The 26,958-nt window shown below is 65.0% G+C and carries 25 protein-coding genes; 17 read left to right on the top strand and 8 right to left on the bottom strand.

Annotated elements, in window-relative coordinates; genetic code table 11:
* Nucleotides 1-508: 508 nt before the first annotated feature.
* Both ilvD and ACI0FO_RS13985 read right to left on the bottom strand, forming a co-directional pair.
* On the bottom strand, nt 509-2,377 hold the full coding sequence (gene ilvD / locus ACI0FO_RS13990) for a dihydroxy-acid dehydratase (RefSeq protein ID WP_416027482.1): 1,869 nt from the start codon (nt 2,375-2,377) through the stop codon (nt 509-511).
* A gap of 101 nt (nt 2,378-2,478) precedes the next feature.
* Nucleotides 2,479-3,303, bottom strand: coding sequence for an AraC family transcriptional regulator (locus ACI0FO_RS13985; RefSeq protein WP_416027480.1), 825 nt, complete (start codon nt 3,301-3,303; stop codon nt 2,479-2,481).
* Between the two features lie 347 nt (nt 3,304-3,650).
* On the opposite strand from ACI0FO_RS13985, the gene ACI0FO_RS13980 reads away from it, so the two are divergent.
* Nucleotides 3,651-4,688 (top strand): 2-isopropylmalate synthase, encoded by a 1,038-nt coding sequence (locus tag ACI0FO_RS13980; protein ID WP_416027478.1) that lies wholly within the window; start codon nt 3,651-3,653, stop codon nt 4,686-4,688.
* On the opposite strand, the gene ACI0FO_RS13975 is transcribed toward ACI0FO_RS13980, so the two are convergent.
* Nucleotides 4,636-5,526, bottom strand: a complete 891-nt coding sequence (locus tag ACI0FO_RS13975; protein WP_416028094.1) for a LysR family transcriptional regulator — start codon at nt 5,524-5,526, stop codon at nt 4,636-4,638. The two genes, ACI0FO_RS13980 and ACI0FO_RS13975, sit on opposite strands and share 53 nt — an antisense overlap.
* Before the next feature lie 116 nt (nt 5,527-5,642).
* Here ACI0FO_RS13975 and ACI0FO_RS13970 point away from each other — a divergent pair, with 116 nt between their 5' ends.
* Nucleotides 5,643-6,188, top strand: coding sequence for a GNAT family N-acetyltransferase (locus tag ACI0FO_RS13970; protein WP_416027476.1), 546 nt, complete (start codon nt 5,643-5,645; stop codon nt 6,186-6,188).
* Nucleotides 6,185-7,366, top strand: coding sequence for an MFS transporter (locus tag ACI0FO_RS13965; RefSeq protein WP_416027474.1), 1,182 nt, complete (start codon nt 6,185-6,187; stop codon nt 7,364-7,366). Before ACI0FO_RS13970 ends, ACI0FO_RS13965 begins: the two co-directional genes overlap by 4 nt.
* Here ACI0FO_RS13965 and ACI0FO_RS13960 read toward each other — a convergent pair.
* Together ACI0FO_RS13960 and queC are read right to left on the bottom strand one after the other, a co-directional pair.
* Nucleotides 7,344-9,023 (bottom strand): EAL domain-containing protein, encoded by a 1,680-nt coding sequence (locus tag ACI0FO_RS13960; protein WP_416027472.1) that lies wholly within the window; start codon nt 9,021-9,023, stop codon nt 7,344-7,346. The genes ACI0FO_RS13965 and ACI0FO_RS13960 overlap by 23 nt on opposite strands.
* A 161-nt stretch (nt 9,024-9,184) precedes the next feature.
* Nucleotides 9,185-9,895: a 7-cyano-7-deazaguanine synthase QueC gene (gene queC, locus ACI0FO_RS13955; RefSeq protein WP_416027470.1), complete on the bottom strand. Its 711-nt coding sequence runs from the start codon at nt 9,893-9,895 to the stop codon at nt 9,185-9,187.
* A gap of 174 nt (nt 9,896-10,069) precedes the next feature.
* On the opposite strand from queC, the gene ppc reads away from it, so the two are divergent.
* The 4 genes from ppc (at nt 10,070) to ACI0FO_RS13935 (ending at nt 16,808) form a co-directional block, all read left to right on the top strand.
* The gene (gene ppc / locus ACI0FO_RS13950; RefSeq protein ID WP_416027469.1) at nt 10,070-12,919 is read left to right on the top strand and encodes a phosphoenolpyruvate carboxylase; all 2,850 of its coding nucleotides are present in this window, start codon (nt 10,070-10,072) and stop codon (nt 12,917-12,919) included.
* A 568-nt stretch (nt 12,920-13,487) separates the two neighbouring features.
* Nucleotides 13,488-14,423 carry a 3-hydroxyacyl-CoA dehydrogenase family protein gene (locus ACI0FO_RS13945; RefSeq protein WP_416027467.1) on the top strand — a complete coding sequence of 312 codons (936 nt, stop codon included), beginning with the start codon at nt 13,488-13,490 and terminating at the stop codon, nt 14,421-14,423.
* Nucleotides 14,424-14,599: 176 nt separating this feature from the next.
* Nucleotides 14,600-15,940 carry a short-chain fatty acid transporter gene (locus ACI0FO_RS13940; RefSeq protein ID WP_105558703.1) on the top strand — a complete coding sequence of 447 codons (1,341 nt, stop codon included), beginning with the start codon at nt 14,600-14,602 and terminating at the stop codon, nt 15,938-15,940.
* Nucleotides 15,941-16,079: 139 nt separating this feature from the next.
* A complete protein-coding gene (locus tag ACI0FO_RS13935) occupies nt 16,080-16,808 on the top strand; it encodes an SDR family NAD(P)-dependent oxidoreductase (RefSeq protein ID WP_046803263.1) in 729 nt (242 codons plus the stop codon).
* Nucleotides 16,809-16,861: 53 nt separating this feature from the next.
* On the opposite strand, the gene ACI0FO_RS13930 is transcribed toward ACI0FO_RS13935, so the two are convergent.
* A complete protein-coding gene (locus ACI0FO_RS13930) occupies nt 16,862-17,644 on the bottom strand; it encodes an IclR family transcriptional regulator (RefSeq protein ID WP_416027465.1) in 783 nt (260 codons plus the stop codon).
* 194 nt (nt 17,645-17,838) lie between these two features.
* Here ACI0FO_RS13930 and ACI0FO_RS13925 point away from each other — a divergent pair, with 194 nt between their 5' ends.
* The 6 genes from ACI0FO_RS13925 to ACI0FO_RS13900 are packed head-to-tail and all read left to right on the top strand — an operon-like array spanning nt 17,839 to nt 21,646.
* Nucleotides 17,839-18,528, top strand: a complete 690-nt coding sequence (locus tag ACI0FO_RS13925) for a 3-oxoacid CoA-transferase subunit A (RefSeq protein ID WP_105558706.1) — start codon at nt 17,839-17,841, stop codon at nt 18,526-18,528.
* On the top strand, nt 18,525-19,169 hold the full coding sequence (locus ACI0FO_RS13920) for a 3-oxoacid CoA-transferase subunit B (protein WP_054427033.1): 645 nt from the start codon (nt 18,525-18,527) through the stop codon (nt 19,167-19,169). Before ACI0FO_RS13925 ends, ACI0FO_RS13920 begins: the two co-directional genes overlap by 4 nt.
* 15 nt (nt 19,170-19,184) lie before the next feature.
* On the top strand, nt 19,185-19,460 hold the full coding sequence (gene catC / locus ACI0FO_RS13915) for a muconolactone Delta-isomerase (RefSeq protein WP_006227165.1): 276 nt from the start codon (nt 19,185-19,187) through the stop codon (nt 19,458-19,460).
* A 12-nt stretch (nt 19,461-19,472) separates the two neighbouring features.
* Nucleotides 19,473-19,769 (top strand): YciI family protein, encoded by a 297-nt coding sequence (locus ACI0FO_RS13910; RefSeq protein WP_006216052.1) that lies wholly within the window; start codon nt 19,473-19,475, stop codon nt 19,767-19,769.
* A 52-nt stretch (nt 19,770-19,821) separates the two neighbouring features.
* Nucleotides 19,822-20,601, top strand: a complete 780-nt coding sequence (gene pcaD / locus ACI0FO_RS13905) for a 3-oxoadipate enol-lactonase (RefSeq protein WP_416027462.1) — start codon at nt 19,822-19,824, stop codon at nt 20,599-20,601.
* Nucleotides 20,602-20,605: 4 nt separating this feature from the next.
* Nucleotides 20,606-21,646, top strand: coding sequence for a cyclase family protein (locus ACI0FO_RS13900; protein ID WP_416027460.1), 1,041 nt, complete (start codon nt 20,606-20,608; stop codon nt 21,644-21,646).
* Between the two features lie 346 nt (nt 21,647-21,992).
* Here ACI0FO_RS13900 and ACI0FO_RS13895 read toward each other — a convergent pair whose 3' ends face one another.
* A complete protein-coding gene (locus tag ACI0FO_RS13895; protein WP_105558710.1) occupies nt 21,993-22,325 on the bottom strand; it encodes a PsiF family protein in 333 nt (110 codons plus the stop codon).
* Nucleotides 22,326-22,720: 395 nt separating this feature from the next.
* Between ACI0FO_RS13895 and ACI0FO_RS13890 the strand changes: the two genes are divergently transcribed.
* Both ACI0FO_RS13890 and ACI0FO_RS13885 read left to right on the top strand, forming a co-directional pair.
* Nucleotides 22,721-23,059: an FxLYD domain-containing protein gene (locus ACI0FO_RS13890; RefSeq protein WP_105558711.1), complete on the top strand. Its 339-nt coding sequence runs from the start codon at nt 22,721-22,723 to the stop codon at nt 23,057-23,059.
* Between the two features lie 208 nt (nt 23,060-23,267).
* Nucleotides 23,268-23,918, top strand: coding sequence for a carbonic anhydrase (locus tag ACI0FO_RS13885; protein WP_416027457.1), 651 nt, complete (start codon nt 23,268-23,270; stop codon nt 23,916-23,918).
* Between the two features lie 24 nt (nt 23,919-23,942).
* Here the strand turns inward: ACI0FO_RS13885 and ACI0FO_RS13880 are convergent, their stop codons facing one another.
* On the bottom strand, nt 23,943-24,620 hold the full coding sequence (locus tag ACI0FO_RS13880) for a GntR family transcriptional regulator (RefSeq protein ID WP_105558713.1): 678 nt from the start codon (nt 24,618-24,620) through the stop codon (nt 23,943-23,945).
* A gap of 203 nt (nt 24,621-24,823) precedes the next feature.
* On the opposite strand from ACI0FO_RS13880, the gene ACI0FO_RS13875 reads away from it, so the two are divergent.
* Nucleotides 24,824-25,618, top strand: coding sequence for an SDR family NAD(P)-dependent oxidoreductase (locus tag ACI0FO_RS13875; protein ID WP_416027456.1), 795 nt, complete (start codon nt 24,824-24,826; stop codon nt 25,616-25,618).
* Nucleotides 25,619-25,699: 81 nt separating this feature from the next.
* Nucleotides 25,700-26,914: an ABC transporter substrate-binding protein gene (locus ACI0FO_RS13870; protein ID WP_416027454.1), complete on the top strand. Its 1,215-nt coding sequence runs from the start codon at nt 25,700-25,702 to the stop codon at nt 26,912-26,914.
* The last annotated feature ends 44 nt before the right edge of the window (nt 26,915-26,958 follow it).

The raw sequence follows: 26,958 nt of genomic DNA, 5'->3' as shown, positions 1-26,958 counted from the left end.
GTCCGCCGCGCTCCACCCATCCTACGATGAAGACCCGCGCGAGAAAATCCATCACCGCAAGCGCCCTGCCAACCACGCATCACCGCCACGTATGCCGAATGCGGCCGCTTGAAGCGGGCCACGCAAACTCGTCAGTAAACCGCCCCCTAGCAGCGCGCAAACCAAGACGGCACAGCTCGTCGCCGGGGTCGGGTGGGTGGCGCGCAACCTTGATGCGCCCGAGGGAATCTGAAGGGAAGGCCGCAGGCCTGGACGAAGATGACGAGAGGGCAGTCCGGAGCGAAGGCTCCGGACCGCAATCGTGGGCGCGCGCCACCCCACCCGACCCCGGCGGCGAGCGCCCCACGAAGATCTACGGAAGTCCTACGAAGATCCAAGGACGCCCCACGAAGATCTAAAGACGCGCCCCCCACCCGCCACGCCGCAAATCTCCCCCACAAACCCCGCCCTCCGCGCAAAAAAAGCGGCGCATAAAGCGCCGCTTCTTCCCAGCCAGAAAATCAGAAAATCAACGCTTGCCCTTCTGCTTCAGCTGCGACAAATCCCGAACCGCACCGCGATCCGCAGACGTCGCCAACGCCGCATAAGCCTGCAACGCCTGCGACACGACGCGTTCGCGGCCCACCGGCTCCCAGCCGTCCGCCCGCGCATCCATCGCCGCGCGGCGACGCGCCAGTTCTTCGTCCGACACCGCCAGATGCATCTTGCGGTTGGGGATATCGATCTCGATCACATCGCCTTCTTCCACCAGGCCGATCATGCCGCCTTCCGCCGCTTCCGGCGACGCGTGCCCGATCACCAGCCCCGACGAACCGCCCGAAAAACGCCCGTCCGTGAACAGCGCGCACGTCTTTCCCAAACCCTTGGACTTCAGATACGACGTCGGATACAGCATCTCTTGCATGCCCGGACCGCCCTTCGGGCCTTCGTAGCGAATCACCACCACATCGCCCGCCACGATCTTGTCGCCAAGGATCCCTTCCACCGCATCGTCCTGGCTTTCGAACACGCGCGCACGGCCGGTGAAAACCCATTGCGACTCGTCCACGCCAGCCGTCTTCACAATGCAGCCCTTCTCGGCCAGATTGCCGTACAGCACCGCCAGACCGCCATCCTTCGAATACGCATTTTCCTTGCTGCGGATGCACCCCGTCTTACGGTCCGTATCCAGCGTCAGGAACGTCGCGTCCTGGCTGAACGCAACCGTCGTCGGGATGCCGCCGGGCGCCGCGCGGTAGAACTTGCGCGCTTCCTCGCTGGCATCGCCCGCCACGTCCCATTGCTGGATCGCATTGCCCAGCGTGCCGCTATGCACGTTGCCGCAAGACAAGTCCAGCAGGTCCGCGCGCGCCAGTTCACCCAGGATGCCCAGGATGCCGCCAGCGCGGTGCACGTCTTCAATGTGGTATTTGTCGGTGGCGGGCGCCGCCTTGCACAGGCAAGGCACCTTGCGCGAAATGCGGTCGATGTCGGCCATCTTGAAATCCACGCCCGCTTCTTGCGCCGCAGCCAGCAAGTGCAGCACGGTATTGGTCGAGCCGCCCATCGCCACGTCCAGCGCCATCGCGTTCTGGAACGCGCTCTTCGTGGCGATGTTGCGCGGCAGGACCGATTCGTCTTCTTCCACGTAATAGCGGCGGCACAGGTCCACGACCAGACGGCCGGCTTGCTCGAACAGGCCCTTGCGCCACGCATGCGTCGCCACGATGGTGCCGTTGCCCGGCAACGCCAGGCCGATGGCTTCGGTCAGGCAGTTCATCGAGTTGGCGGTGAACATGCCGGAACAGGAGCCGCAGGTGGGGCACGCGCTGCGTTCCACTTCGGCCACTTCGGCGTCCGAAACCTTCGGGTCAGCCGCCTTGATCATGGCGTCGATCAGGTCGATCTTGGCGATGACCGTGCCATCGGTGGGCGACTTGACCTTGCCCGCTTCCATCGGGCCACCGGACACGAACACGACCGGGATGTTCAGGCGCATCGCGGCCATCAACATCCCCGGGGTGATCTTGTCGCAGTTCGAAATGCAGACCATGGCGTCGGCGCAGTGCGCGTTCACCATGTATTCCACCGAGTCGGCGATCAGTTCGCGCGACGGCAGCGAATACAGCATGCCGCCGTGGCCCATGGCGATGCCGTCATCGACGGCGATCGTGTTGAATTCCTTGGCGACGCCGCCCGCGGCTTCGATCTCTTTGGCCACCAGCGCGCCCAAATCGCGCAGGTGCACGTGGCCCGGCACGAACTGCGTGAACGAGTTCACTACCGCGATGATCGGCTTGCCGAAATCGCCGTCCTTCATGCCGGTGGCGCGCCACAGGGCGCGGGCGCCGGCCATGTTGCGGCCGTGGGTCGATGTGCGGGAACGGTAGTGCGGCATGGTTTGTCTCGAGTGCTGTTAGCGTGGCGGCAAAACGGTAAATAATACGCTGGATCGGGGCGGCGCTGCCCGGCCGCCGCCCCCGAAGCCGTTCGTGGCCATCAGGCGGACGCCCCGCCTCGGGCTGCGAACACGCTGGGCGGTTCGCCCACGGCGCGGCGGAACATCGCGGCAAACGCGCTGGGGCTGTCGTAGCCCAGGTCCAGCGCCACGTCCAGCACCCGCGCGCCCCGCGCCAGCCGCTCCATGGCCGCCAGCAGGCGCGCCTGCTGGCGCCAGCGGCCGAACGTCATGCCGGTGTGGCGCAGGAACAAGCGATGCACCGTCTTGGGGTCCACCCCCAATTCGCGGGCCCATTCCGCCGCCCCCGCCTGCCGCTCGGGATGGCGCACGATGGCGCGGCAGATGCGCGCCAGCCGCGGCTCGGACGGTTGCGGCAAATGCAGCGGCAACACCGGTTCCTGGCGCAGTTCGTCCAGCAGCAGCATCATCAAGCGGCCGTCGCGCGTGTCGGGCGCCCAATCCAGCGGCACATCAGCCGCGGCCACCATCAATTCGCGCAACAGCGGCGAAATCGACAGCACGCAGCATTGCTCGGGCAGATGCGCGGCGGCGCCGGGTTCGACGAACACCGTGCGCATGCGCGGCTCTCCGCTCATGCGGATGCCATGCGGCACCCAGGCGGGCACCCACACGCCGCGCGTAGGCGGCACGATCCAGATGCCGGCATCGGTATCCACCACCATCACTCCGGAGATCGCGTAGAGCAACTGCCCCCGGCGGTGCCGATGCCGCCGCACGCGATGGCCGTCTTCGTAATCCACCGCCAGCCCCGCCACCGGGCGCTGCGACGATTCATAGGGGAATAAATCCACATCGGTGGGCGCGCGCGTATTTCCGGTCGGCGGAGAGGATGGAATGTCCATTTTGCGATGGTTGCTGCCTGGATAGCGTTAGACGGTCTTTCCCAGTGTACTTACCATCCCCGAATCCCTGCTGAATCTTCTGACGACTCCATGCCCCCGCCGATCGCCCCTCACCCCACCCGCGCCGCTTTTGCGGCCGCCGGCCGTGGGCAAGCGACCGGCTTGGCCGCCCCCCTCCTAGCCTTGCGACTAGCGCGCGGTTGCCGGGCCTTGCGCCCCGTGGCCGCCCGGCAGCCCGGGGCCCGCTGACAGGCCCTGAAGCCACCTCCCCGATTTCTTTGCCGTCGCCGCGCCACGCGGCCATGGCTGTCTGATGCTGCGGCGCCTGCCCGTGGCCGGAGGTTTCCATGCTTGAACAACCCCAACACAAATACCGCCCCCCCCAACCTTTCACGCGGGATTACGCCGAACGCACCTGGCCCACGCGCCGTCTGCTTGCGCCGCCCATCTGGATGAGCACGGACATGCGCGACGGCAATCAAGCGCTGATCGAACCCATGGACAGCGCGCGCAAGTTGCGCATGTTCCAGCAACTGGTGGCGGTGGGCGTCAAAGAGATCGAAGTCGCGTTTCCATCGGCCTCGGACACGGACTTCAACTTTGTGCGCAAGCTGATCGAAGAGCACCGCATACCGACCGACGTAACGATCGAGGTCCTGACGCAGTCGCGTCCCGACCTGATCGAACGCACCTTCGAATCGCTGCGCGGGGCGCCGCGAGCCATCGTGCACCTGTATGCGCCCATTGCGCCGCAATGGCGGCGCATCGTATTTGGCATGACGCGCGCCGAAGTCAAGGAAATCGCGCTGGCAGGCACCCGGCAGATCCGGGCCCTGGCCGATGCCCACCCCGAAACGGAGTGGATCTACGAATACTCGCCAGAGACGTTCAGCCTGGCCGAGCTGGATTTCTCGCTGGAGGTCTGCGATGCGGTCAGCGCCATCTGGGGCCCCACGCCCGCGCGCAAAATGATCATCAACCTGCCTTCCACGGTCGAATGCACGACGGCCAACGTGTATGCCGACCAGATCGAATGGATGCACCGCCATCTGGCGCGGCGCGACAGCATCGTGCTGAGCGTGCATCCGCACAATGACCGCGGCACCGCCGTCGCCTCGGCCGAACTGGCCGTGCTGGCAGGCGCCGACCGGGTCGAAGGCTGCCTCTTCGGCAACGGTGAACGCACCGGCAATGTGGACCTGGTGACCCTGGCCATGAATCTGGACCTGCAAGGCGTGCGCAGCGGCTTGGACTTCTCCGACATGGCCGCCGTGCGCGAATGCGTCCAGGATTGCAACCAGTTACCCGTGGACGTGTTCCACCCTTACGCGTTCACGCACGCAACGCCAGCAGCGCCTCTTGCAGATGGCGCAGCCCCCGGCTAAGCGGCTTGTCTCGGCGCAGCACGATGGCCAGGTCGCGCGATAGGCGCGGCGTCAGCGAACGCACGACGAGTGCGTCGCGTTGCCCCGCGCCCGACACGGCAAGTTTCGGCAGCACCGCGCAACCCAAACCGGCAGCCACGATTTCCTTCATGGCTTCGGTGCTGCCAAGTTCCATGACGGGCTTGGCCGCCACGCCCGCCGCTTCGAACCAGTCATCGACCAGGCGGCGGGTTCGGGCGCCGGGTTCGAACAGCACCAGCGGCAGCTTCGCCAACGACAGCGGCGTCACGACGGCGGGAATGGCGGCCGGATCGCGGGCGGGAAAGATCGCCACGAATTCGTCTTCCAGCACCGGCGTAACCTGCAACATGCGGCCCGGCGCAGGCAGGGTGACCAGCGCCATGTCCAGCGTGTTGTTCTCCAGCCCGCGCAGCATGTCGGATGTATTCCCTGTGCTGGCCACGATATCCAACGCGGGAAAGCGCTGGCGCAGGTCGGCCAGCACCGGCGGCAACAGGTAAGTGCATGCGGTGGCGCCCGTACCCATGCGGATCCGCCCTGACACCTGCGAAGCATGGGCCGACATGGCCTGTTCCGCCTGCGCCAGCGCGGTATCGATAACGCGGATATGGATCAGCAATTCGCGCCCGGCGGCGGTCGGCCCCGCGCGGCGGCCAATGCGCTCGACCAGCTTCAGGCCGAAGCGCCGTTCCAACTGGCGAATCTGCAGGCTGACGGCAGGCTGCGTCACGCCGCCGCGCTCGGCGGCTGCGGAAAAACTACCCAATTCGACGACCTGGGCGAACGTGCGCAGATGGTCCAGATTCAAGCCACGCATCGCTTTCATCCAAAGTTTTGCTTATGAAAACCATAATAAACCAAAGCTTTATTAATGAATTGCCTTGCGCGACACTGGCAGCTTGTTTTCCACCCATCGAGCTTTCTGCCCCCGTCATGCCGCCCTCCCAGCCTACCGTTCTGATCCGCGACAGCGCGGACGCGGACCTGCCCGCCATCAAAACCCTGTATGCCCACCATGTGGAGCACGGCACCGCCTCGTTCGAGCTGGAACCGCCGTCCATCGCCGAAATGCGCCAACGCCGCGGCGCCGTGCTGGAAAAGGAAATGCCCTATCTGGTGGCGGAAATCAACGGCGAAGTCGTCGGCTACGCCTACGTCACTCCCTACCGGCCGCGTCCGGCCTATCGCCACACGGTAGAGGATTCCGTGTACGTAAAGGCGGGCCGCAGCGGCCTTGGCATCGGCGGCAAGCTGCTGGCCGCGCTGATCGAACGCTGCACCGCCGCAGGCTGGCGCCAGATGCTGGCGGTGGTGGGCGACAGCCGTAACGCGGCGTCCCTGGCGCTGCACGCCAGCCAAGGTTTCCATCCGGTCGGTACCCTGCGGTCGGTGGGGCACAAGCACGGTGAATGGCGCGACACGGTACTGATGCAACGCGCCTTGGGCGATGGCGACGCCACCCCGCCGCAGCGGCCGTGATCCCGGCGCGCGCGATTGTCTGCCTGGGCCTGACCCAGCTGGTCGGCTGGGGCGTGACGTTCTATCTGATCGGCGCGCTGGGTCCCGCAATGACGGCCGACCTGGGCTGGAGCCCCGCCACGGTCTACGGCGGCTTTTCCGCGGCGATCGTGACGATGGCGCTGGTATCGCCGCTGGCGGGCATGGCGGTGGACCGCTGGGGCGGCCACCGCGTCATGCCTTTGGGCGCGGTGGCCGCCGCCGCCGGCTGCGCGTTGCTGGCCGCCGCGCATGCTATTCCCGTGTATTTCCTGGCTTGGCTGCTGCTGGGCATCGGCATGCGCCTGTGCCTGTACGACGCGGCTTTCGCGTCGCTGGCCCGCGCCGCCGGTCCCGCCGCGCGCCGGCCCATGTCGCAAATCACGCTGTTCGGCGGTTTGGCTTCCACCGTGATGTGGCCCGTCGGCCACGCGCTATCCGGCTGGCTGGGCTGGCGCGGCGCGGCGCTGGTCTACGCCGCGCTGGCCTTGGCGACGGTGCCGTTGTATCTGGCGCTGCCCCGTCAACGCTACGCCGCCGCCAGCGCCACCGCTGCCCGGCACGCCGCGGGCCTGACCCACACAGCCAACGAACGCCGACAGGCCGGCACGCTGTATGCGGTCATCGTGATGCTGACCAACTTCCTGGCCGCCGGCAACGCCGCCCACCTGATTTCTTTGCTCGCGGGGTTGGGCCTGGCGACGACGGCCGCCGTCAGCGTCGCCGCCCTGTGGGGGGTGGGCCAATTCGCCGCCCGCATGGCGGATGTCGCCCTGGGGTCGCGGCTACATCCGTTAACGCTCACGTTGGCCGTCAGCCTATTGCTTCCGCTGTGCTTTTTGCTGGCCCTGCTGTCGCAAGGCAATCTTTACGCCACCGCCGCATACGCATTGCTCTACGGCGCCTGCAACGGGCTGATGACCATCACCCGCGGCACGCTGCCGCTGGCCTTGTTCGATTTCCGCAGTTACGGGACGCTGGTGGGCGCGCTATTGATCCCAAGCTTTCTGCTGACCGCCACGGCGCCTGTCGCCTATGCCTTTGTGCTTGAGCAGTACAGCGCGCGTGCGGCGATGGGGATATCTGTGGGATTGGCCGCGGCCATCCTGGCGGCCGCATTCGCGCTGCGGTGGCGCTTTATCGCCCGGACTCGGGCATGACGGCAGCGCGGCGCGCCCGCTGTCCGGCCAGGGCGCGGGCGAATTCGTCGCTTGCGACCGGTTTGAAAAACAGTAAGCCCTGCATCAGTTCGCAGCCGGCATCCAGCGCGGCCCGATAGTGCGCGTCCGTTTCAATACCGTTGACCACGGTCGTAATGCCAAGGTCCTTCGCCAATTGGCATATGGACCGCAGCACCTTATGAGAATCCGGATTGCGAGCGGCGTTCCAGACGATATTCTTTTCCAGCTTCAGGCCAGCTAACGGCAGCGTCGATAACCATTCCAGGTTGTTGCTGCCCTTGCCGAAATCGTCCAGCCAGACCTGCACCCCCAAACTCGTGAACTCCTCGAGAATGGCGCGCATATCGGCCGAGCGGATCTGGGACGTGGCCTCTTCGGTGATTTCAAGGCGAAGGTCCCGGGGCGAAAGGCCGTGCGAAAACACCCCCAGCAGAATCGCGTCCACCACATCCCGGCGAGCAAAACTTTGGGGAGAGACATTGATGTTGACGACCATGCCCGCACCGTCTCCGGCCTGCCGCCAGCGCGCCTGGTCCGCCGAGATGCTCCGCAGCCCCCAGCCGACCAGCGCATGCGCGGCCTCTGATGCGCACGCCTCCCTTAGCAGGCCATCGATGTCGGCGACCCCGCCGCTGGCGTCCTTGCTCCGGAGCAGCGCCTCCGCCCCGACGATTTCCCGCGTTTGCGCCGACACGATTGCGTGGTAATGGAATAGCAGCCGCTCGTCCTGAATCGCGGCCAGCAGCGGATATTGGGACGCGTCGGCCTTCGGCAGCAACGGCCGCACAGCCGCCGGTTCCGGCGTGTCTTCCTGCCCGCCGTCCAGGCGCAACTCGCCCGAAAACGAGTATCCCTTGCCGCGCATGCTTCGTATCGGGATGGAAGCGCCCGCGATATTCGCCTTGCGCTTCAGGCGGCTGACGATCAGATCCAGCGAGCGCCCGTTGCCGGCAATGTCCGCGCTTTCGATCATGAAATCGCCTCGCCCGACCATTTTCTCGGGGTGCCGAAGCATGGCTTTCATAATCGATCTTTCCATTCGCGTCAGGCTGATGCCGACGCCCCCCGGCGAGATCAGGGTCCATTCGTTGTCCCCCAGCCGCCACGCTTTTTCCGAAGGCGGCGGGCTGGCCGCCACCGGGCCGGCCGCCGGGTCCTGCCTGCGCATGGCATGGCTGGCGGGTGCATAGGAAAGGGTCTGCTTGCGTTGCGCCGATTGAATGGCGGCCGCGACTTCGCTATAGCTGATGCTGGCGCCATAACAACTGTCGGCCCCCGCCAGCAACGCATTAATCCGCACCGTGGGGCTCTCGATGTCGCGTATCGCGATGATCGTGGCGCTTAGAAAATTCGCCCGCAACTGGCCGATGGTGATGTCCAGGTCCCGGGGCAGGCACAAATGCACCAGGATCTCGCCGGACAGGCGAGTTGCCGACCCATCCAGCAGCGAGACGGAATTCAAAATAAAACCGATTTGCTCGAGGGAATTGGAAATTCCCCGTTTTGCAAACTCGTTGTCGAAAACGAGAATAATCCGCGACCGATTCATAATGATTAAGCCCTGATTGATAATGCCGTTCCAACGAACGGTATCGAAATGTCTGGACGCATTTCCATACCTGGAACAGAGTCGCAAAAAAAGGGGCCTGAATACGAAAAGGGCGGTTTTAAGTCATTTTTTATTGAGTATTTTTCATATTTATATGAAAAATACTCAACATATCAAAACAAACCTCAAAAATCAGCGAAACATAGCGATACGCGTCATCGGCCTGCGCACGGCAGAAAAGACAGGCGTCAGGCCTGCGCGGCCGTCCACTTTTCCCAGCCGGCGCGGCGCAGCTTGCACGCCGGGCACGTGCCGCAGCCGTAGCCCCAGGCATGGCGCGCGCCGCGCTCGCCCAGATAGCAGGTGTGGCTTTCTTCGACGATGGTCTGGACCAACGCGTCGCCGCCCAGCGTTTGGGCCAATGCCCAGGTCTCGGATTTGTCGATCCACATCAGTGGAGTCTCGATCGTGACGCGGCTTCCCAGGCCCAGACCCAGCGCCACCTGCTGCGCCTTGATCGTGTCGTCGCGGCAATCGGGATAGCCCGAGAAGTCGGTTTCGCACATGCCGCCCACCAGCACATCAAGCTGGCGCCGATAGCCCAGCGCCGCCGCCAGCGTCAGGAAAAGCAGATTGCGGCCGGGCACGAAGGTGTTGGGCAAGCCATTGGCCTGCATCTCGATGGCACGGTCGCTGGTCATGGCGGTATCGCCAACCTGGCCTAGCACCTTCAAGTCCAGCAGGTGATCCTCGCCCAACCGCGCCGCCCATTGCGGAAAGCGCTCGCGGATGTCGCGCAGCACGTTCAGGCGGGCGTCCAGTTCGATGCGGTGCCGCTGGCCGTAATCGAACGCCACCGTCTCCACATGGGCATAACGGTCCAGCGCCCAGGCCAGGCAGGTCGTGGAGTCCTGCCCACCCGAAAAGAGGACAAGCGCGCGGCGTTGATGATTTTGCATAAAGGGGGCTTCTAGAAAGACGAAGGGAACAGGCGAACTTTAACGCAGCCCCGGCGCCTTTCCCGTAAGCAAGCCTGCGTAAAATCGGATCCGTTTCCCCTCTCGTAGTTTTCAGCCGCGACGTTTTCTTCCCCTTCCCCTTCCCTTTCCAGCCGCCCGACGGATCCCCGCCCGATGAATGCCATCCGCACGAAGTCCGATTCAGCAGAACCCTTGCGTCACGATATCCGGCTGTTAGGCCGCCTGTTAGGAACGGTCATCGAGGAATGCGAAGGCAAGCGCGTCTTCGACACCATCGAAACGCTGCGCCGCACGGCCGTGAAATTCCGCCGCGAAGGCAATGAAGCAGACAGCAAACTGCTGGAGCAACGCGTCAAGCGCCTGCAAGGCAACGACCCGAACTCCGTCGCGCGCGCCTTCAGCTACTTCCTGCATCTGGCCAATATCGCGGAAGACCGCGACCAGAACCGCCGCCAACGCGCCCGCGCCTTGGCCGACGACACCGCCGCGCGCGGCAGCCTGCGTGACGCCGTGCAGACGCTGGCCAAGCATGGCGTGGGCGCCGCCCGCATCCGCCGCCTGCTGGCCGAAGCCTGCGTGATGCCGGTGCTGACCGCCCACCCCACCGAAGTGCAGCGCAAAAGCACCCTGGACGTCCACCGCGAAATCGCCCTGGCGTTGACGCAGCGCGACGGCCCGTTGACGCCGGAAGAGCTGGCGCAACTGGACGCCTCTTTGCTTGGCCGCGTCGCCACGCTGTGGCAGACCCGCATGCTGCGCTACACGCGCCTGACAGTGGCCGACGAAATCGAAAACGCGCTGTCGTACTACCGCAGCACCTTCCTGCAGGTCATCCCGCGCCTGTATGCGGACCTGTCCCGGCTGCTGAACCGCGAACCCGCGAAGCCTTTCGCCGCGCCGCCGCCGCCGCTGGAGCCCTTCCTGCGCATGGGCAGCTGGATCGGCGGCGACCGCGACGGCAATCCGAACGTGGATGCCAGCACCTTGGAACGCGCGCTGCTGCGCCAAGCCACGGTACTGTTCGAACACTACTTGCAAGAGGTCCACGCGCTGGGCGCGGAACTGTCGATCACCACGTTGCTGATCTCGGTCGACCCCGAACTGCTGGCACTGGCCGACAGCAGCGGCGACGACTCCCCACATCGCAGGGACGAGCCCTACCGCCGCGCGCTGGTCGGCGTCTACGCGCGCCTGGCCGCCACCGCGCAAGGCCTCACCGGCCAGGACCTGGCCCGCCGCAGCACGGTGGCGGCGCCCCCGTACAGCGGGCCTGAAGAACTGTCGGCCGACTTGGCCGTGATCGCCGCATCACTGGCCGCCCACCATGGCGCGCCCCTTGGCAAGCTACGGTTGGCAGGGCTGCAACAGGCCGTGGAGGTCTTCGGTTTCCACTTGGCCACGGTCGACCTGCGCCAAAGCTCCGACGTGCATGAGCGCGCGCTGGCCGAATTGTTCGCCTTGGCCGGCACCCAGCACAACGGCCAGACGCTGGACTATCTGGCGTTGAGCGAAGACGAACGCGTGGCACTGCTGCGCGCCGAGCTGGCGCAGGCGCGCCCGCTGGCATCGCCCTGGATCGCCTACAGCGAAGACACCACGCGCGAACTGGCGGTGCTGCGTGCGGCCGCCGCCGGCCGCGCCCGCTACGGCAAGCAGGCCGTGCGCCAGACCATCGTGTCGCATACCGAGACCCTGAGCGATCTGCTGGAAGTCATGGTGCTGCAAAAAGAGGCCGGCCTGATCGCGCCCGCCGGCCAGGACATCGCGGCCGAAGACGGCCTGATGGTCGTGCCGTTGTTCGAAACCATCCCCGACTTGCAGCGCGGCGCCGAGATCATGGCCGCCTGGCTGGACCTGCCCGAAATACGCCAGCGCGTGAAGTTGGCGCAGAATGGCGCGCAGGAAGTCATGCTGGGCTATTCGGACAGCAACAAGGATGGCGGCTTCCTGACTTCCAATTGGTCGCTTTACCAAGCTGAACGCGCGCTGGTCGACGTGTTCTCGGCCCGCCACGTGCGCCTGCGCCTGTTCCACGGGCGCGGAGGTTCGGTGGGCCGCGGCGGCGGCTCCAGCTTCGACGCGATCCTGGCCCAACCCCCGGGCACCGTGGCCGGGCAGATCCGCCTGACCGAACAAGGCGAAGTGATCCAAAGCAAGTACAAAGACGCCGAGGTCGGCCGCTGGCACCTTGAACTGCTGGTGGCCGCCACGCTGGAATCCAGCCTGGCCGCGCGCGCCGAAGCCACCAGCGCCGAAGACGCGCACATGGCGCATCACGGGCCGGCCATGTCGTTCATGTCGGACATGGCGCAGCGCACGTACCGCGGCCTGGTCTACGACACGCCCCGCTTCGCGGAATATTTCTTCGCCGCCACCCCGATCACCGAGATCGCCGGCCTGAACATCGGTTCGCGCCCCGCGTCGCGCAAGAAGGGCCAGCGCATCGAAGACCTGCGCGCCATTCCGTGGGGCTTTTCGTGGGCGCAATGCCGCCTGATGCTGACGGGCTGGTACGGCATGGGCTCCGCAATCGAGGCCTATCTGGAAACCGGCGCTCCCGAGGCCCCGCGTTCGCGCCGCGGCCGGCTGGCGCAGCTGCGCGAGATGGCGCGGGACTGGCCCGCGTTCCGCACGCTGTTGTCCAACATGGAAATGGTGTTGGCCAAGTCGGACCTGGCCATCGCCGCCCGCTATGCCCAACTGGTGCCCCAGCGCGCCCTGCGCGACCGCATCTTCGGCGCCATCAGCGCCGAACACGCCCGCACGCTGGCCATGCTGAAGCTCTTGACCCAACGCGAACTGCTGGCCGACAACCCCACCCTGCAAGACTCCCTGCGCGAGCGCTTCGCCTACATCGACCCGCTGAACTACCTGCAGATCGATCTGATCCGCCGCCATCGCGCGGCGCAGAAACACCCGGACGCCGAGATCGATAAACGCGTGCAACGCGCGATCCACCTGACGATCAACGGCATCGCGGCGGGCCTGCGCAACTCGGGCTGACGCCGGCGAGCGATTTTGCGAGCGGTGAGGGGTCAGACGCGTCCCGCGGCGGTTTGCGCGGGACGAACCGCCTTTTGGCGCTCCTGGGCGTGACTGGCGTCGCTGCTGCCTGATATCGCTGCTGCCTGGGCCTCGTTGCTGCCTGATCAACGTAGGATGGGTGGAGCGCGGGAGGGCGGGCGCAAGATGACCGTTCTTGAACGCGCGCAACCCATCACGCAGCGTCGGGTTCTTGACCGGTTTGGCTACAACGCAACGGCTGCTCGATGGGTTACGCGCGCTGGATAGCCGTGTTCCAGGCGACGCCCTCCCGCGCTCCACCCATCCTACGGGTCGCCTGTCCACCAGATGAACGCCAAAAAATCCCCATTTGTCCATCCTCGGTGACTTTTAGTACTATTCCCATCATAAATTCTATATACGCACAAATGTTCGTATATAGAACAAAACGATTTTTCTGGCCTCGCCGCACAGAAAGGCACCCTAGGATGAGACAGAGATCACCCTGATTCGCCTGCGTGCCCGACTGAACCGCGGCAGCCTGCAAGACAGCACCGAGCGAACCATCATGGATACTCCCCTCAAGAATCTCGCCGTCATCGGCGCAGGCGCCATGGGCAGCGGCATCGCCGCGCTGTTCGCCTCGAAGGGACTCGACATCGTCCTGATCGACCCGATGGAAGGCGCCCTGGATCGCGCCTTGAAAATCATCGAGCGGCAATTGAACGTCTACGCCCCCGACGGCGTTCAAGAAGCCATACAGCGCATCCGCTTCGACCCCAGCCTGGACGCCGCCGCGGGCAGCGACCTCGTCATTGAAGCGGTGCCGGAAAACCTGGAACTCAAACGCGGCATCTTCGCCAAGCTGGATGCCCTGTGCCCCGCGCACACGCTGTTCGCCACCAATACGTCGGGCCTGTCCATCAACGCCATCGCCAGCGCGGTCACGCGCCGCGACCGCTTCGTGGGCACCCACTTCTTCACCCCGGCCGACGTCATCCCGCTGGTGGAGGTCGTGCGCAACGACGACACCTCGGAAGCCACCGTCGCCCGGGTCATGGCCACGCTGCGTTTCGCCGGCAAGCGGCCGGTGCTGGTGCGCCAGGACATTCCCGGCTTCATTGCCAACCGCATCCAGCACGCGCTGGCCCGTGAAGCGATCTCGCTCCTGGAAAAGGGCGTGGCCAGCGCTGAAGACATCGACGAAGTAGTCAAGTGGAGCCTGGGCATCCGCCTGGCCCTGTCCGGCCCGCTGGAACAGCGCGATATGAACGGCATCGATGTGCACTACGCGATTGCCAGCTACCTGTACAAAGACCTGGAAAACCGCACCGAACCGTCCGAGCTGCTAAAGAGCAAGGTCGAAAGCGGCCAGATCGGCGCCAAGAGCGGGCAGGGCTTCTACACCTGGAGCCCCGAACGCCGCGAACGCGTACTGCGCGAAAAAAGCGCCACGCTGGGCGAACTGGCCGCGTGGCTGAACAGCAAGGCCGGCGACGCCTGACGGCGTTTCCTCGAATTCAAGACCAATAAGGCGCGGGGGCTCGTGGCCCATCGCGTCAACGGGCCACGAGCCCGACCACACAAAGAAAACCAAACGTTGCACCCGCCCGCGCCGTTACCCGGCCGCGGGCAGGGCAAGACACTAAAGAACCCGCCTACGGAGTTATTGGAGGCACCATGAATAAACTCGCTTCATTCTTTACCGAGCTGATGCGCAAGTATCTGCCCGATCCTTTCGTCTTCGCGATTGCGCTGACTCTGCTGACCGTGCTGCTGGCCATGGGCATCGAAGGCCAGAGCATCGGCGACGTCACCCGCGCCTGGGGCAAGGGCTTCTGGAGCCTGCTGGCCTTCACGACGCAGATGGCCGTGATCCTGGCCATGGGCTACGTGCTGGCCACCGCACCGCTGACCGACCGCCTGCTGAACCGCATCGTCAGCCATGTGCACAAGCCGCACACCGCCATCATCGTCGCGACGCTGGTCGGCGGCGTGGGCAGCTACCTGAACTGGGGCTTCGGTCTGGTTATCGGCGGCATCGTCGCCAAGAAACTGGCGCTGAAGGTCAAGGGCGTGCACTACCCCCTGATCATCGCGGCCGCCTATAGCGGCTTCACGATGTACGGTCTGGGCCTGTCCGCCAGCATCCCGGTGCTGGTCGCCACCCCCGGCCACCCCACCGCCAAGCAGATGGGCACCATCCCGCTGTCGGAAACCATTTTCTCGGTGCCCATGCTGATCACCAGCCTGGTCATCATCATCACGCTGCCGCTGCTGAACGCCTGGCTGCACCCCAAGAAGGGCGAGAAGATCGTTGAAGTGGACCCGGCCATCGACCGCGACGCCAATGCCTCCAACGCCAGCGAAGACATGCTGGAAAAGGGCACCATTGCTTCGAAGCTGAACAACAGCCGCATCCTGAGCCTGCTGATCGGCGCGCTGGGCATTGCCTATGTGACGTTCCACTTCATGGACGGCGGCTCGCTGGACCTGAACCTGATCAACTTCATCATCCTGTTCCTGGGCATCATCCTGCTGGGCACGCCGGCCGCCTACGTGGCCAAGCTGACCGAAGGCATCAAGACGATCTCCGGCATCATCCTGCAATACCCGTTCTACGCCGGCATCATGGCCATCATGGCCGCATCCGGCCTGGTGACGTCGATCTCGCAAGTGTTCGTGGACTTCGCCACGCCGGCCACGCTGCCGTTCTGGGGTCTGATCAGCTCGTTCTTCATCAACTTCTTTGCGCCGTCCGCGGGCGGCCACTGGGTCATCCAGGGTCCGTTCATGATTGACGCCGCCAAGGAAATCGGCAGCGCGTTGAACCAGACGACGATGGCCGTCATGCTGGGCAACGCCTGGAACGACCTGGTGCAGCCCTTCTGGATCCTGCCGGCGCTGGCCTTGTCGAAGCTGAAGCTGCGCGACGTGATGGGCTATACCGTCATCATGATGCTGTGGGTCGGTGTGATCCACATCACCGCCGTGCTGGCCTGGGGCTACGCCACGCACTGATAGGCCCCCCCTACGCGCTCACGCGCGCCCCCAGGGGCAACACCTGCAGACCGGCAAAGCCGGATCTGGCGGTGTCCCAGACGGGGAAACCGGCTTTAATTTTTGGGGCAGTGCTTTTCTAAACCAAACGGGAACTGATATGAGCAAACCGACAGCGTATCTCGTCACCGGCGGCAGCGCCGGCATTGGCGCCGCCATCATCCGCATGCTGCTGGATGCGGGCCACAAGGTGGTCAACATCGACTACCGCCTGCCCGAGAATCCGCCGGCCGGGCTGGTCTCGTATCAGGCCGATCTGACCGACGAAGCGCGTACCAAGGAAGTCGCCGCCGAAGTCACCGCCGCCTACAACATCGTGGGCCTGGTGAACAACGCCGGCGCGACCCGTCCCGGCACGGCCGATACGGCCACGCTGGCGGATCTGGACTATGTGGTGAACCTGCATCTGCGCACGGCGTTGATCCTGGTGCAGGCCGCGCTGCCCGCCATGCGCGAAGCCGGCTTCGGCCGCATCGTGAACATGTCGTCGCGCGCGGCGCTGGGCAAGCCGGACCGCGTGGTCTATTCCGCCACCAAGGCTGGCCTGGTGGGTCTGACCCGCACGCTGGCCATGGAACTGGGCGGCGACGGCATCACCGTCAACGCCATCGGCCCCGGCCCCATCGCCACGGATCTCTTCACGAAGAGCAATCCGGCAGGCGCTCCGCAGACCGAACGCATCATCAACAGCATCGTCGTCAAGCGCCTGGGCACGCCGGAAGACGTGGCGCGCGCCGCCATGTTCTTCCTGTCGCCCGACAATGGTTTCGTGACCGGCCAGATGCTGTACGTGTGCGGCGGCACGACGCTGGGCGTCGCCCCGATCTGAGCCCGGCCGCCATGCACGCCCAGCCTTGCCTTCTGCCCTGCCGCCAGGTTCGCCTAGCGGCGCAGCAGCGCGTGGTTGATCTGGTCGGCGGCGTGCCGCAAGGGCGGCAAGAAGGCTTCCAGCATGGCCTCGCGCGAGAAGCGATTGGAATGGCCGCTGACGTTCATCGCGGCGATCACCCGGCCGCTGCGATCGATGATGGGCACGGCAACCGACTGCAAGCCCGGCTCCAGTTCCTGCGCCACGCAGGCGTAGCCGTCAGCGCGCACGCCAGCCAGCACGCGCTTGAGCTCGGCGATGTCGGTCACCGTATCGGGCGTATAGGACTGGATCTGGCTCATGGCCAGCACCCGGTCCAACTCCGCTTCCGGCAGGCCAGCCAGCAGCACGCGCCCCATCGACGTCACCCATGCCGGAAGGCGGCTGCCCACGGCCAGGTTGATGGTCATGACCTTGTGCGTGGACAGGCGCAGGATATAGACGATATCCGCCCCTTCCAGCACCGACACGGAGCAGGACTCCCGCGTGAGCTCGGCCACTTCTTCCATGTAGGGCAGCGCCAGGTTCCACAACGGCGTGCCCGACAGGTAGGCGTAGCCCAGTTCCAGGATGCGCGGGGTCAGCGCGAATTTGCGGTCGAAGGCGGTGACGTAGCCCAGGTGTTCCAGGGTCAGCAGAATGCGGCGCGCGCCGGCACGGGTCAGTCCCGTCACCGCGGCTACTTCGGACAGCGTCATCTGCGAGCGGTCCGGGCCGAAAGCCCGGATCACCGACAGGCCGCGCGCGAACGATTGCACGTAACTGTCGCTGGGTTGCTGGGTGTCTTGCTCGGCCATCCGTCCGGTCTCACGAGAAAAAAGCTCGCCACTGGCGAGCCGTCCGTTGCCCTTGAAGGCAACGCAAAACGATGGAGGATCGCGCTGCGCCGGCTTGCCTTGACGCTATGCGGTCCCCATGAAACGATGTTCTTCAGAAGAACGAAAGTTCTAATGAAGAACAAATTATGACACGCCACCTATGAGCGAACATCATGATCTCTAAGCTTGTTGCAAGCGCGGCGGCCGCCCTGGCGGACGTACCCGACGGCGCCACCGTCATGATCGGCGGCTTCGGCACTGCCGGCCAGCCCATGGAATTGATCGACGCCCTGCTCGAACAGGGCGCGAAAGACCTGGTCATCATCAATAACAACGCCGGCAACGGCACCACCGGCCTTGCCGCCCTGCTTGGCGCGAACCGCGTGCGCAAGATCATCTGCTCGTTCCCGCGCCAGGCCGACTCGCAGATTTTCGACGGCCTGTACCGCAGCGGCAAGCTGGAGCTGGAACTGGTGCCCCAAGGCAACCTGGCCGAGCGCATCCGCGCCGCCGGCGCCGGCATCGGCGCGTTCTTCTCGCCCACCGGCTACGGCACGCCGCTGGCCGATGGCAAGGAAGTCCGCGAAATCAACGGCCGCCACTACGTGCTGGAATATCCCCTGCATGCCGACTACGCGCTGATCAAGGCCGAACGCGGCGACCGCTGGGGCAACCTGGTCTACCGCAAGACCGCCCGCAACTTCGGCCCCATCATGGCCAGCGCCGCGCGCGTGGCCGTGGCGCAAGTGCGTGAAGTGGTCGAGCTGGGCACGCTGGACCCCGAAACCGTCGTCACCCCCGGCATCTTCGTGCAACGCGTCGTGCAGATCGACGCCACGCCGGCCGCCAAGGAGCAGCAATGAGCACCAAACTGACCCGCGACCAGATCGCCGCCCGCGTCGCGCAGGACATCCCTGAAGGCGCCTACGTGAACCTGGGCATCGGCCTGCCCACGCTCGTCGCCAACCACCTGCCGGCCGACCGCGAAGTCATCCTGCATACCGAAAACGGCATGCTTGGCATGGGCCCCGCGCCCGCCAAGGGCGAAGAAGACTACGACCTGATCAACGCCGGCAAGCAGCCCGTCACCGAGCTGCCGGGCTGCTCGTTCTTCCATCACGCCGATTCGTTCGCCATGATGCGCGGCGGCCACCTGGACATCTGCGTGCTGGGCGCCTTCCAGGTGTCGCAGCACGGCGACCTGGCTAACTGGCACACGGGCGCGCCCGACGCCATCCCGGCCGTCGGCGGCGCGATGGACCTGGCCATCGGCGCCAAGGACGTCTTCGTGATGATGGAACTGCAAACCCGCGAAGGCCAGAGCAAACTGGTCGAAGCCTGCACTTACCCGCTGACCGGTGTGCGCTGCGTGTCGCGCGTGTACACGGACGTGGCGGTGTTCGACATCCGCGCCGACGGCGTGACCGTTATCGACATGTTCGGCGACGTCACCGCCGACGAGCTGTTGGCCCTGACCGGCCTGCCGCTGAAGTTTTCCCGCTAATCAGGAGCCCCCATCATGCTGTTCATGGTTCAAATGCAAGTCAATCTTCCCGTCGACATGCCGGCCGAACGCGCCGACAAGCTGAAGGCGGACGAAAAGGCCCTGGCCCAACAACTGCAACGCGACGGCAAGTGGAAAGAGCTGTGGCGCGTGGTGGGCCGCTACGCCAACGTCAGCATTTTCGACGTCGAAAGCAACGACGAGCTGCACACGCTGCTGGCGTCGCTGCCGCTGTTCCCGTACATGGACATCAACGTCACGGCGCTGGCGCGCCATCCCTCGGCGATCTGACAGGAGCACTTCATGCCCTACATCATCGAAACGTTCGACAAGCCCAACCACCAGGAAGTGCGCCAACAGCATCGCGCGGCGCACCTGGAATACCTGGACGCCAACAAGCAGTTGCTGCTGGCGTGCGGCGCCAAGCTGCAAGATGACGGCAAGGACGCAGGCGGCGGCCTGTACATCGTCGACCTGGACACGCGCGAAGCCGCGCAGCAGTTCATCGACGCCGATCCGTTTTCGCAGGCCAACCTCTTCGACCGCGTGACCATCACGCGCTGGCGCAAAGCCTACGTCGACGGCACCTGCCACCTGTAATCCTGTCGCGGCCGCCTTTTGCGCGGCCGCGTTTTCATCCGAGGTATCCCACATGGCTTACGCCGAACTCAGCCAGGCACGGCTGTTCTACGTCATCGATGGCCCTGCCGACGCGCCGGTGCTCGTGCTCTCCAATTCGCTGGGCACCTGCTCCGACATGTGGGCCCGCCAGATCCCCGAACTGACCAAGCACTTCCGCGTACTGCGCTACGACACCCGCGGCCACGGCAAGTCCTCCATCCCCGATGGCGAATACACCTTCGCGCAATTGGCGGGCGACGTCGCGGAACTGTTGGCGCACCTGAACATCACGCAGGCCCACTTCTGCGGCCTGTCCATGGGCGGCCCCACCGGCATCGCGCTGGCGCTGGCACACCCGCAGCTCGTCACCAAGCTGATCCTGTGCAACACGGCCGCGCGCATCGGCTCGGCCGAAGGCTGGAGCACCCGCATTGCCGCCGTGGCCGATCAGACCCTGGAAAAGATGGCCCCCACGCTCGTCGAACGCTGGCTGACCGACGGCTACCGCGCGGGCGAACCGGGCCTGACGCAAGTGCTGATCGACATGCTGCGCCGCACGCCCGACGCCGGTTACTCGGCCAACTGCGCAGCGCTGCGCGACGCCGATTACCGCGCGCAAGTGTCGGCGATCACCGCGCCCACGCTGGTCATCAGCAGCACGCACGATCTGGCCGCCACGCCCGCCCAGGGCAAGGAGCTGGCCACCGCCATCCCGGGCGCTCGTTATGTCGAACTGAACACCTCCCACATTTCCAACTGGGAGCAACCGGAAGCCTTCACCCGCGCGGTCGTCGACTTCCTGGCGGAGTAACCGCATGCAGCGCTGGAAACACCGGCCCGAAGGCTCCAACTGGGGCGACTTCGGGCCCGACGACCAACTTGGCCGCCTGAACCTCATCACCGAGGCGCAAGTCTTGAAAGGCGCGCAAGAAATCCGTGCCGGCAAGACGTTCTGCCTGTCGTTGCCCCTGGACCTTCCCGGTGGCAACGTGCTGAACCCGCGCCGCCATCCGCCGCAGCTCAGCCCTACCAGGCTTGCGGACACGCCGTATCTGAACTTCCCGCTGAAGAACGTCAACCCGGATGCCGTCGACGTGCTGAGCGACGACCAGGTGCTGCTGTCCATGCAGTACTCCACGCAGTGGGACGCGCTGGCGCACGTGGGCGCGCTGTTCGACGCCGACGGCGACGGCAAGCCCGAGCTGCGCTACTACAACGGCTTCCAGGCCGGCGTCGACGTCGTGGGGCCGGCCGACGGCGACCACACGGGTTGCGGCTGCAACAGCGGCGGCCCGTCGGCCGCGCTGAAGCTGGGCGTGGAACATCTGGCGCAGAAAGGCATGCAAGGACGCGGCGTGCTGGTGGACCTGTTCCGCCATTACGGCCCCGGCCGCACGCTGATCGGCCACGCCGAACTGATGCATGTGCTGCAAACGGATGGCATCACGGTCGAAAGCGGCGACATGCTGGTGCTGCGCACCGGTTACGCCGAAGCCGTCGTGGCCATGAACGGCACGCCGGACCCCAACGTGCTGCACACCTACGGCGCCGCGCTGGACGGCACCGACGCCGCATTGCTGCAATGGATCACGGACAGCGGCATCGCCGCCATCTGCGCGGACAACTACGCGGTCGAAGCCTACCCCGCCCGCGAAAAGACCGGCCCGCGCGCCATGCTGCCACTGCACCACCATTGCCTGTTCAAGCTGGGCTTGCCCCTTGCCGAGCTGTGGTATCTGAAGGATCTGGCGGACTTCCTGCACACGAACGGACGCCATCACTTCATGCTGACGGCCCCTCCGCTGCGACTGCCGCACGCGATCGGCTCACCGGTCACGCCGATCGCTACCGTCTAGGATGCGCAAAGCCCCCGAAAGGGGGCTTTTTTGTGAAGCCGTCGACAAGGGACTGGGGCCGTAAGGCCGTCAAACCGTAGGATGGGTGAAGCGCGAGAGTCCTTAAGCAAGGACGCCATCGTTCAACGCGCGCAACCCATCAGGCAGCGGTCGGTTCTTGGCCGATTCGGCCACAACGCAACCGGCGTTTGATGGGCTACGCGCGCAACCAATCAAGCAGCATTCCCGTTCTCATGTGACTTCACCTCAACGCAACCGCTGCTCGATGGGTTACGCGCGCTGACCAGCAATCCCCTCGGCTAAGGACTCCCGCGCTCCACCCATCCTACGATCTCATCAAAACCGGTCAGCCCTTCAAGCACGTGCTCATGAAGGCCTTGCGCTTGTCGCCCGTCAGCTTCTGTTCGCCAGCGGTGGCGTTGCAGTCCTTCATCTTTTGTTGCTGCGGCGTCAGTTGCTTGGCGGGCGCGGGGGCTTCGCCTTTCAGGCAGCTGCTCATGTAGGTCTTGCGGTCGTCGCCCGTCTTACCGGTGGCCGACTTGTTGCAGTCCGCCATGCGCTGCTGTTGCGGCGTGGGCGTCTTGGCGGGCGCGGGCGCGGCGGGGGTTTGCGCATACGCCCCGAAAAAACATGCGGACAACACGATGGCCGAGGCCAGCTGGCTAGTACGGGAAAGCATGAGTTTCTCCCTTGGGCGTTAAGCGTCCGCTTGGCGCACAGGCGCACATGACAGCGGACGGCACGATCTGCCGGCCAGTTGCCGGCCCGGCCATCATCGAACAAACCGTCAGGCTTCGCAAGCGCGGAAAGGTTAAGAAAAGCCAGGAAATCGGGCGCCCCCATTCAGCTTTTCGACGACAGAAAGGCTCAAGCCAGAGACATTCCGATGCATTTGTGCCATCCCCTATCGAATATGGGAACAAGCCGCGCAACCTGTTACCCATTCATCCTTTTGACCCGTTGTGCGTGGGTGCGGAAAGGTGTGAGATACCGCTATCCGCGCGATATGCGGGTGGCGAAGACGGCGGCGCGGACAAGCAGGCGCCCCGACGCCAGCGTCCCAGGAGACCTTCCATGAAACTCGCCCTTGCCTCTGTCGTCTTGCTTGCCGGTCTGTCCGGCGCCGCTGGCGCCCAAAGCCTGGCTTACGGCGTCACCCTGGGCAACGTGCAGGCGGTGCGCGACACGAACATGAATCTGTCGACCATTACGGGATCGCTCGCCAATCAGTCAGGCCGCCCCATTTCCAGCGCCGTCCTGACCTTTGTGCTGTATGACGCGCAAGGGCGGGAAGTCGGACGAGTCAACGACGACGTCATCGGCCCCATGGCGCCGGGCCAGATCCGGCTGGTGAAAGCGATCACGCCGCTGCAATTCACCCGGGTCACGGTGTTGGACGTAAGAGCCCAATAGGGGCCCCCACGCTTCGCACGCTGCGCTCGCTCTGCCTTCATACGAAGCAAAAAACCCTTCTGAAATCAGGGTTTAGACAGGTGGCTGTGGGGACAAGTATGGGAAAATTCGGCTTGTCGACTCGATAACAGGGGCTTCCACACGAAGCCCCTTATTGCGTCTGTCGGCGTGCCAGCAGGCCTGGCTTTGTTACTAGGAAGCGAAGATCATGTTCCCAAAAAGACTCACCGAAGGCTACCAATCGTTCCTGGACGGCCGTTTCCATTCGGAAAGCAGCCGCTATCAGAAACTGGCCGAACTGGGCCAAAGCCCCGAAATCCTGCTGATCGGCTGCTGCGATTCCCGCGTGTCGCCTGAAGTGATCTTCGACGCCGGGCCCGGCGAGATGTTCGTGGTCCGCAACGTGGCCAACCTGGTGCCGCCCTGTGAGCCCGACTCCGAGTCGTCTTATCACGGCACCAGCGCCGCGATCGAGTTCGCGGTCAACGGGCTGAACGTCAAGCACATCGTCGTGCTGGGCCATGCGTCCTGCGGCGGCATCCGGTCGTTCTTCGACGACGCCAAGCCCCTGTCCAAGGGCGACTTCATCGGCAAGTGGATGTCGCAGATCGAGCCCGTGGCCGAACGCCTGGGCCCGGGCACCGGCGACCGCCAGACCAAGCTCAAGCGCCTGGAACTGGCCGTGGTCGAACACAGCCTGAATAACCTGATGACGTTCCCGTCCATCCGCCGCCGCGTGGAAAAGGGTGACCTGGAACTGCATGGCACCTACTTCGGCGTGGCTACCGGCGTGCTGTTCCTGCGCAACCCGGAAACCGGCGAATTCGAACCCTGCCTGGAAACCGGCATCAACGGCTAAACGCCGCCGCGGCCGGCGCGGCGCTTACACACGATAAGCCTGCGCCAGCCGCTCGTAGTTGTTCTTCAGGATGATCCCCGCGTAGTACACGTGTTCGCGCATCAGGTCTTCGGCGCGCGCCCCGTCACGCGCGATGATCGCGCTGACGATCCGGTGGTGGTCATCGTGCGAGCGCAGGATGATCCCGTGGTCTTCCCACAGGATGATGCGATCCGACGCATAGGGAATGGCCTGCGCCTGCGTGGCGAAGCGCTTGACCCACGGGTTGCCCGCCGCTTCCAGGATGCCGTTGTGCAAGGTGATGTTCACCTTCTGGTACGGCAGATGGTCTTCGGCCAACAGCACCCCTTTCGCCAGGATCCGGTCGCCCTCGTCCAGGCAGTTTTTCAGTACGGCCACCGCATCGTTCGTAAGCCCCCGCAAGGCCGCCTGCCGACAGGCCAGCCCTTCCAGCGCGGCGCGCACCTCATAGGCCGCCACGATCTCGCCGATGTCATAGGCGCGCACCGTATAGCCGCGTTTGGGCAGATGCTCCAGCAAGCCTTCGTTGCCCAAGGTCGCCAGCGCCGCGCGCACCGGTGTGCGCGACACCCCCAGTTTCTCGGCCAACGGAATTTCTTCCAGGCGCGCGCCCGGGCTGAATTGCCCGTGCAGCACCCAGTCCCGCAGCGTATCGGTAACGTGTTGAGATAGCGTGTCCATACCCACATTGTATACATGAAGAATACATGCGGGAATTGATCGCGTCCCTACATCCGTGCTTTCCCTAGTGTCTATGTCCTAAATCAAAGGATGATGCGGGTAAGCCCCTATACCTGCGAATCCGCCATGTATACATAATCGCAAAAAATTCAAATCAGCGGCCGAGCCTCCCCAGGTAAACGGCATGCCAATCAGGAGACAGCATGTCCAATGTATCCACGCTTGCCGCGCCCGCGGCGGCTTCCCGTCTTGCGCTTGTGACCGGCGGCGGCGGCGGCATCGGCGCCACGATCTGCCAGGAATTGGCGCGCGCGGGATACCGCGTCGTGGTGTCGGATGTGGATGCGGCGCGCGCCGGCCGCGTGGCCGATGAACTGGGTGCGCCGCATGCCGCCCACGCCTTCGACGTCAGCGACGAAGCCGCGGTGGAAGGCGCGTTCGATGCCATCGAAGCCCGGCACGGCCCGATCGCCGTGCTGGTCAGCGCCGCAGGATTGCTGCTGTTCCAGCCCGACGGCGAACGCCCCTTGATCAAAGACACAACGCTGGACATCTGGGAACGCAGCTTCGCCGTCAACGCACGCGGCGTGTTCCTGTGCGGCCGCGCCTATCTGCGCCGCCGCGAAGCCGCGCCGCTGGCGCATGGCCGCATCGTCACCTTCACGTCCGTCGCCGCCCAGCTTGGCGGCTACCGCTCCAGCGCGTCGTATATCGCCGCCAAGTCGGCCGTGCTGGGCTTGACCAAAGCCATGGCGCGCGAATCCGCGCACCTGGGCGTCACCGTCAACGGCATCGCGCCGGGCCTGATCGACACCGACATGCTGCGCAGTACGGTCACCAGCAGCGGCGCGCTGGCCGCCGCCGCGCAAGCCATCCCGCTGGGCCGCATCGGCACGGTGGACGACGTGGCCGCCGCGGTGCGCTTCCTGGCATCTGAAGAAGCCGGCTACATCACCGGCAGCGTCATCGACGTAAACGGCGGCTACCGCATGCAGTAAGGCAATCCGGCGGCACGCCGGCCTATGCAGCAAAGCGCCGCACACACAGGCGCGTATTTCAAAAAAAACGGGAGACAAAACATGAATCAACGTAGTCGCTACGCGGCCGCCGCGGCGCTTTGCGCGTGGGCCTTCACGACAGGCGCGCAAGCGCAGCAAGAGCCGGGCATCACGGACAAAACCATCAAGATCGGCTTGTTCGCGCCGCTGTCCGGCAGCGGCATGGCCTATGGTTTCGACGTACTGAACGCCGCCAAGATGTGGTACGCCAAGGTCAACAAGGAAGGCGGTGTGCATGGCCGTCAGATCGAACTCGTCATCGAGGACGACCGCTGCAACGCCAACGACCTGGTCGCCGCCGTGAAGAAGCTGAACGAGCAGGACAAGGTGTTCCTGCTGAACGGCGGTTCGTGCTCGGCGGCCGTCGTCGCCTCGCGTGAATACATCGAACGCGAAAAGGTGCCGCTCGTCATGCTGAACGCCTCGGGCGACGGCGCGCTGTATCCGCCGTCCAAGTACATCTACGGCGCTTTCTCGATTTCGCAACACGCCGTGGGCGGCTCCATGGTGCAGTTCGCGTCTGAACAGTTGAAGGCCAAGAAGATCGGCTACATCAACCACGACGACGCCTACGGCGGCTGGAACCTGGAAGCGGCGCAAGCCCAGGCCAAGCAGCTGGGCGACCTGGGCCTGCAGGTGCAATCGGTGAACCCAAACATCACCGACGTCACGGCGCCCATGCTGAAGATACGCGCCGGCAACCCGGACGTGCTGCTGCTGACCACCTACGCCCGTCCCGCCGCGCTGATCATCAAGAAGGCCCAAGAGCTGGGCTGGAACAAGCCCATCGTGCTGGCCGTGAATGGCACCGCCGACCTGAAGCAGCTGGTGGAGAACGTGGGCAACAAGGACGCCTTCAAGAACGTCTACATCCAGGACGTGCTGTCCGACGTGCCCGGCGGCCCCAAGCTGACCTGGGTGTACGACATGTACAAGCAGTCCTACCCGGACCTGGCCGCCAAGCCCGGCCATCCGCAGACCTACATGCCCTATGGCCTGCCGCCCGCGATGGCGGTGGTGAATGCGCTGAAGGCCGCCGGCCCGCAGCCCACGCGCGAGAAGGTCTTGCAGGCGTTGGAAACGATGAAGTTCGACTCGGGCGTCATGGCCGGCCCCATCGAGTTCGGCCCGACCGACCGCGCCGCGCAGGAATCCGCCATCTACATCAAGTTCGACGGCACCGCCATGACGCTTGTTCCCGGCGCATTCAAGAGCGTCTGGCAATACCAGAAATAGGCCTGCGGCCTGTCACAGACCGAGCCCGCGCCGTGGCGCAGCAC

The sequence above is a fragment of the Achromobacter marplatensis genome, assembly GCF_049060505.1.
Lineage (GTDB): Bacteria > Pseudomonadota > Gammaproteobacteria > Burkholderiales > Burkholderiaceae_B > Achromobacter > Achromobacter marplatensis_A.
The sequence above is the reverse complement of the archived record's forward strand: the minus strand, read 5'-3'. Positions and strand labels throughout refer to the sequence as shown.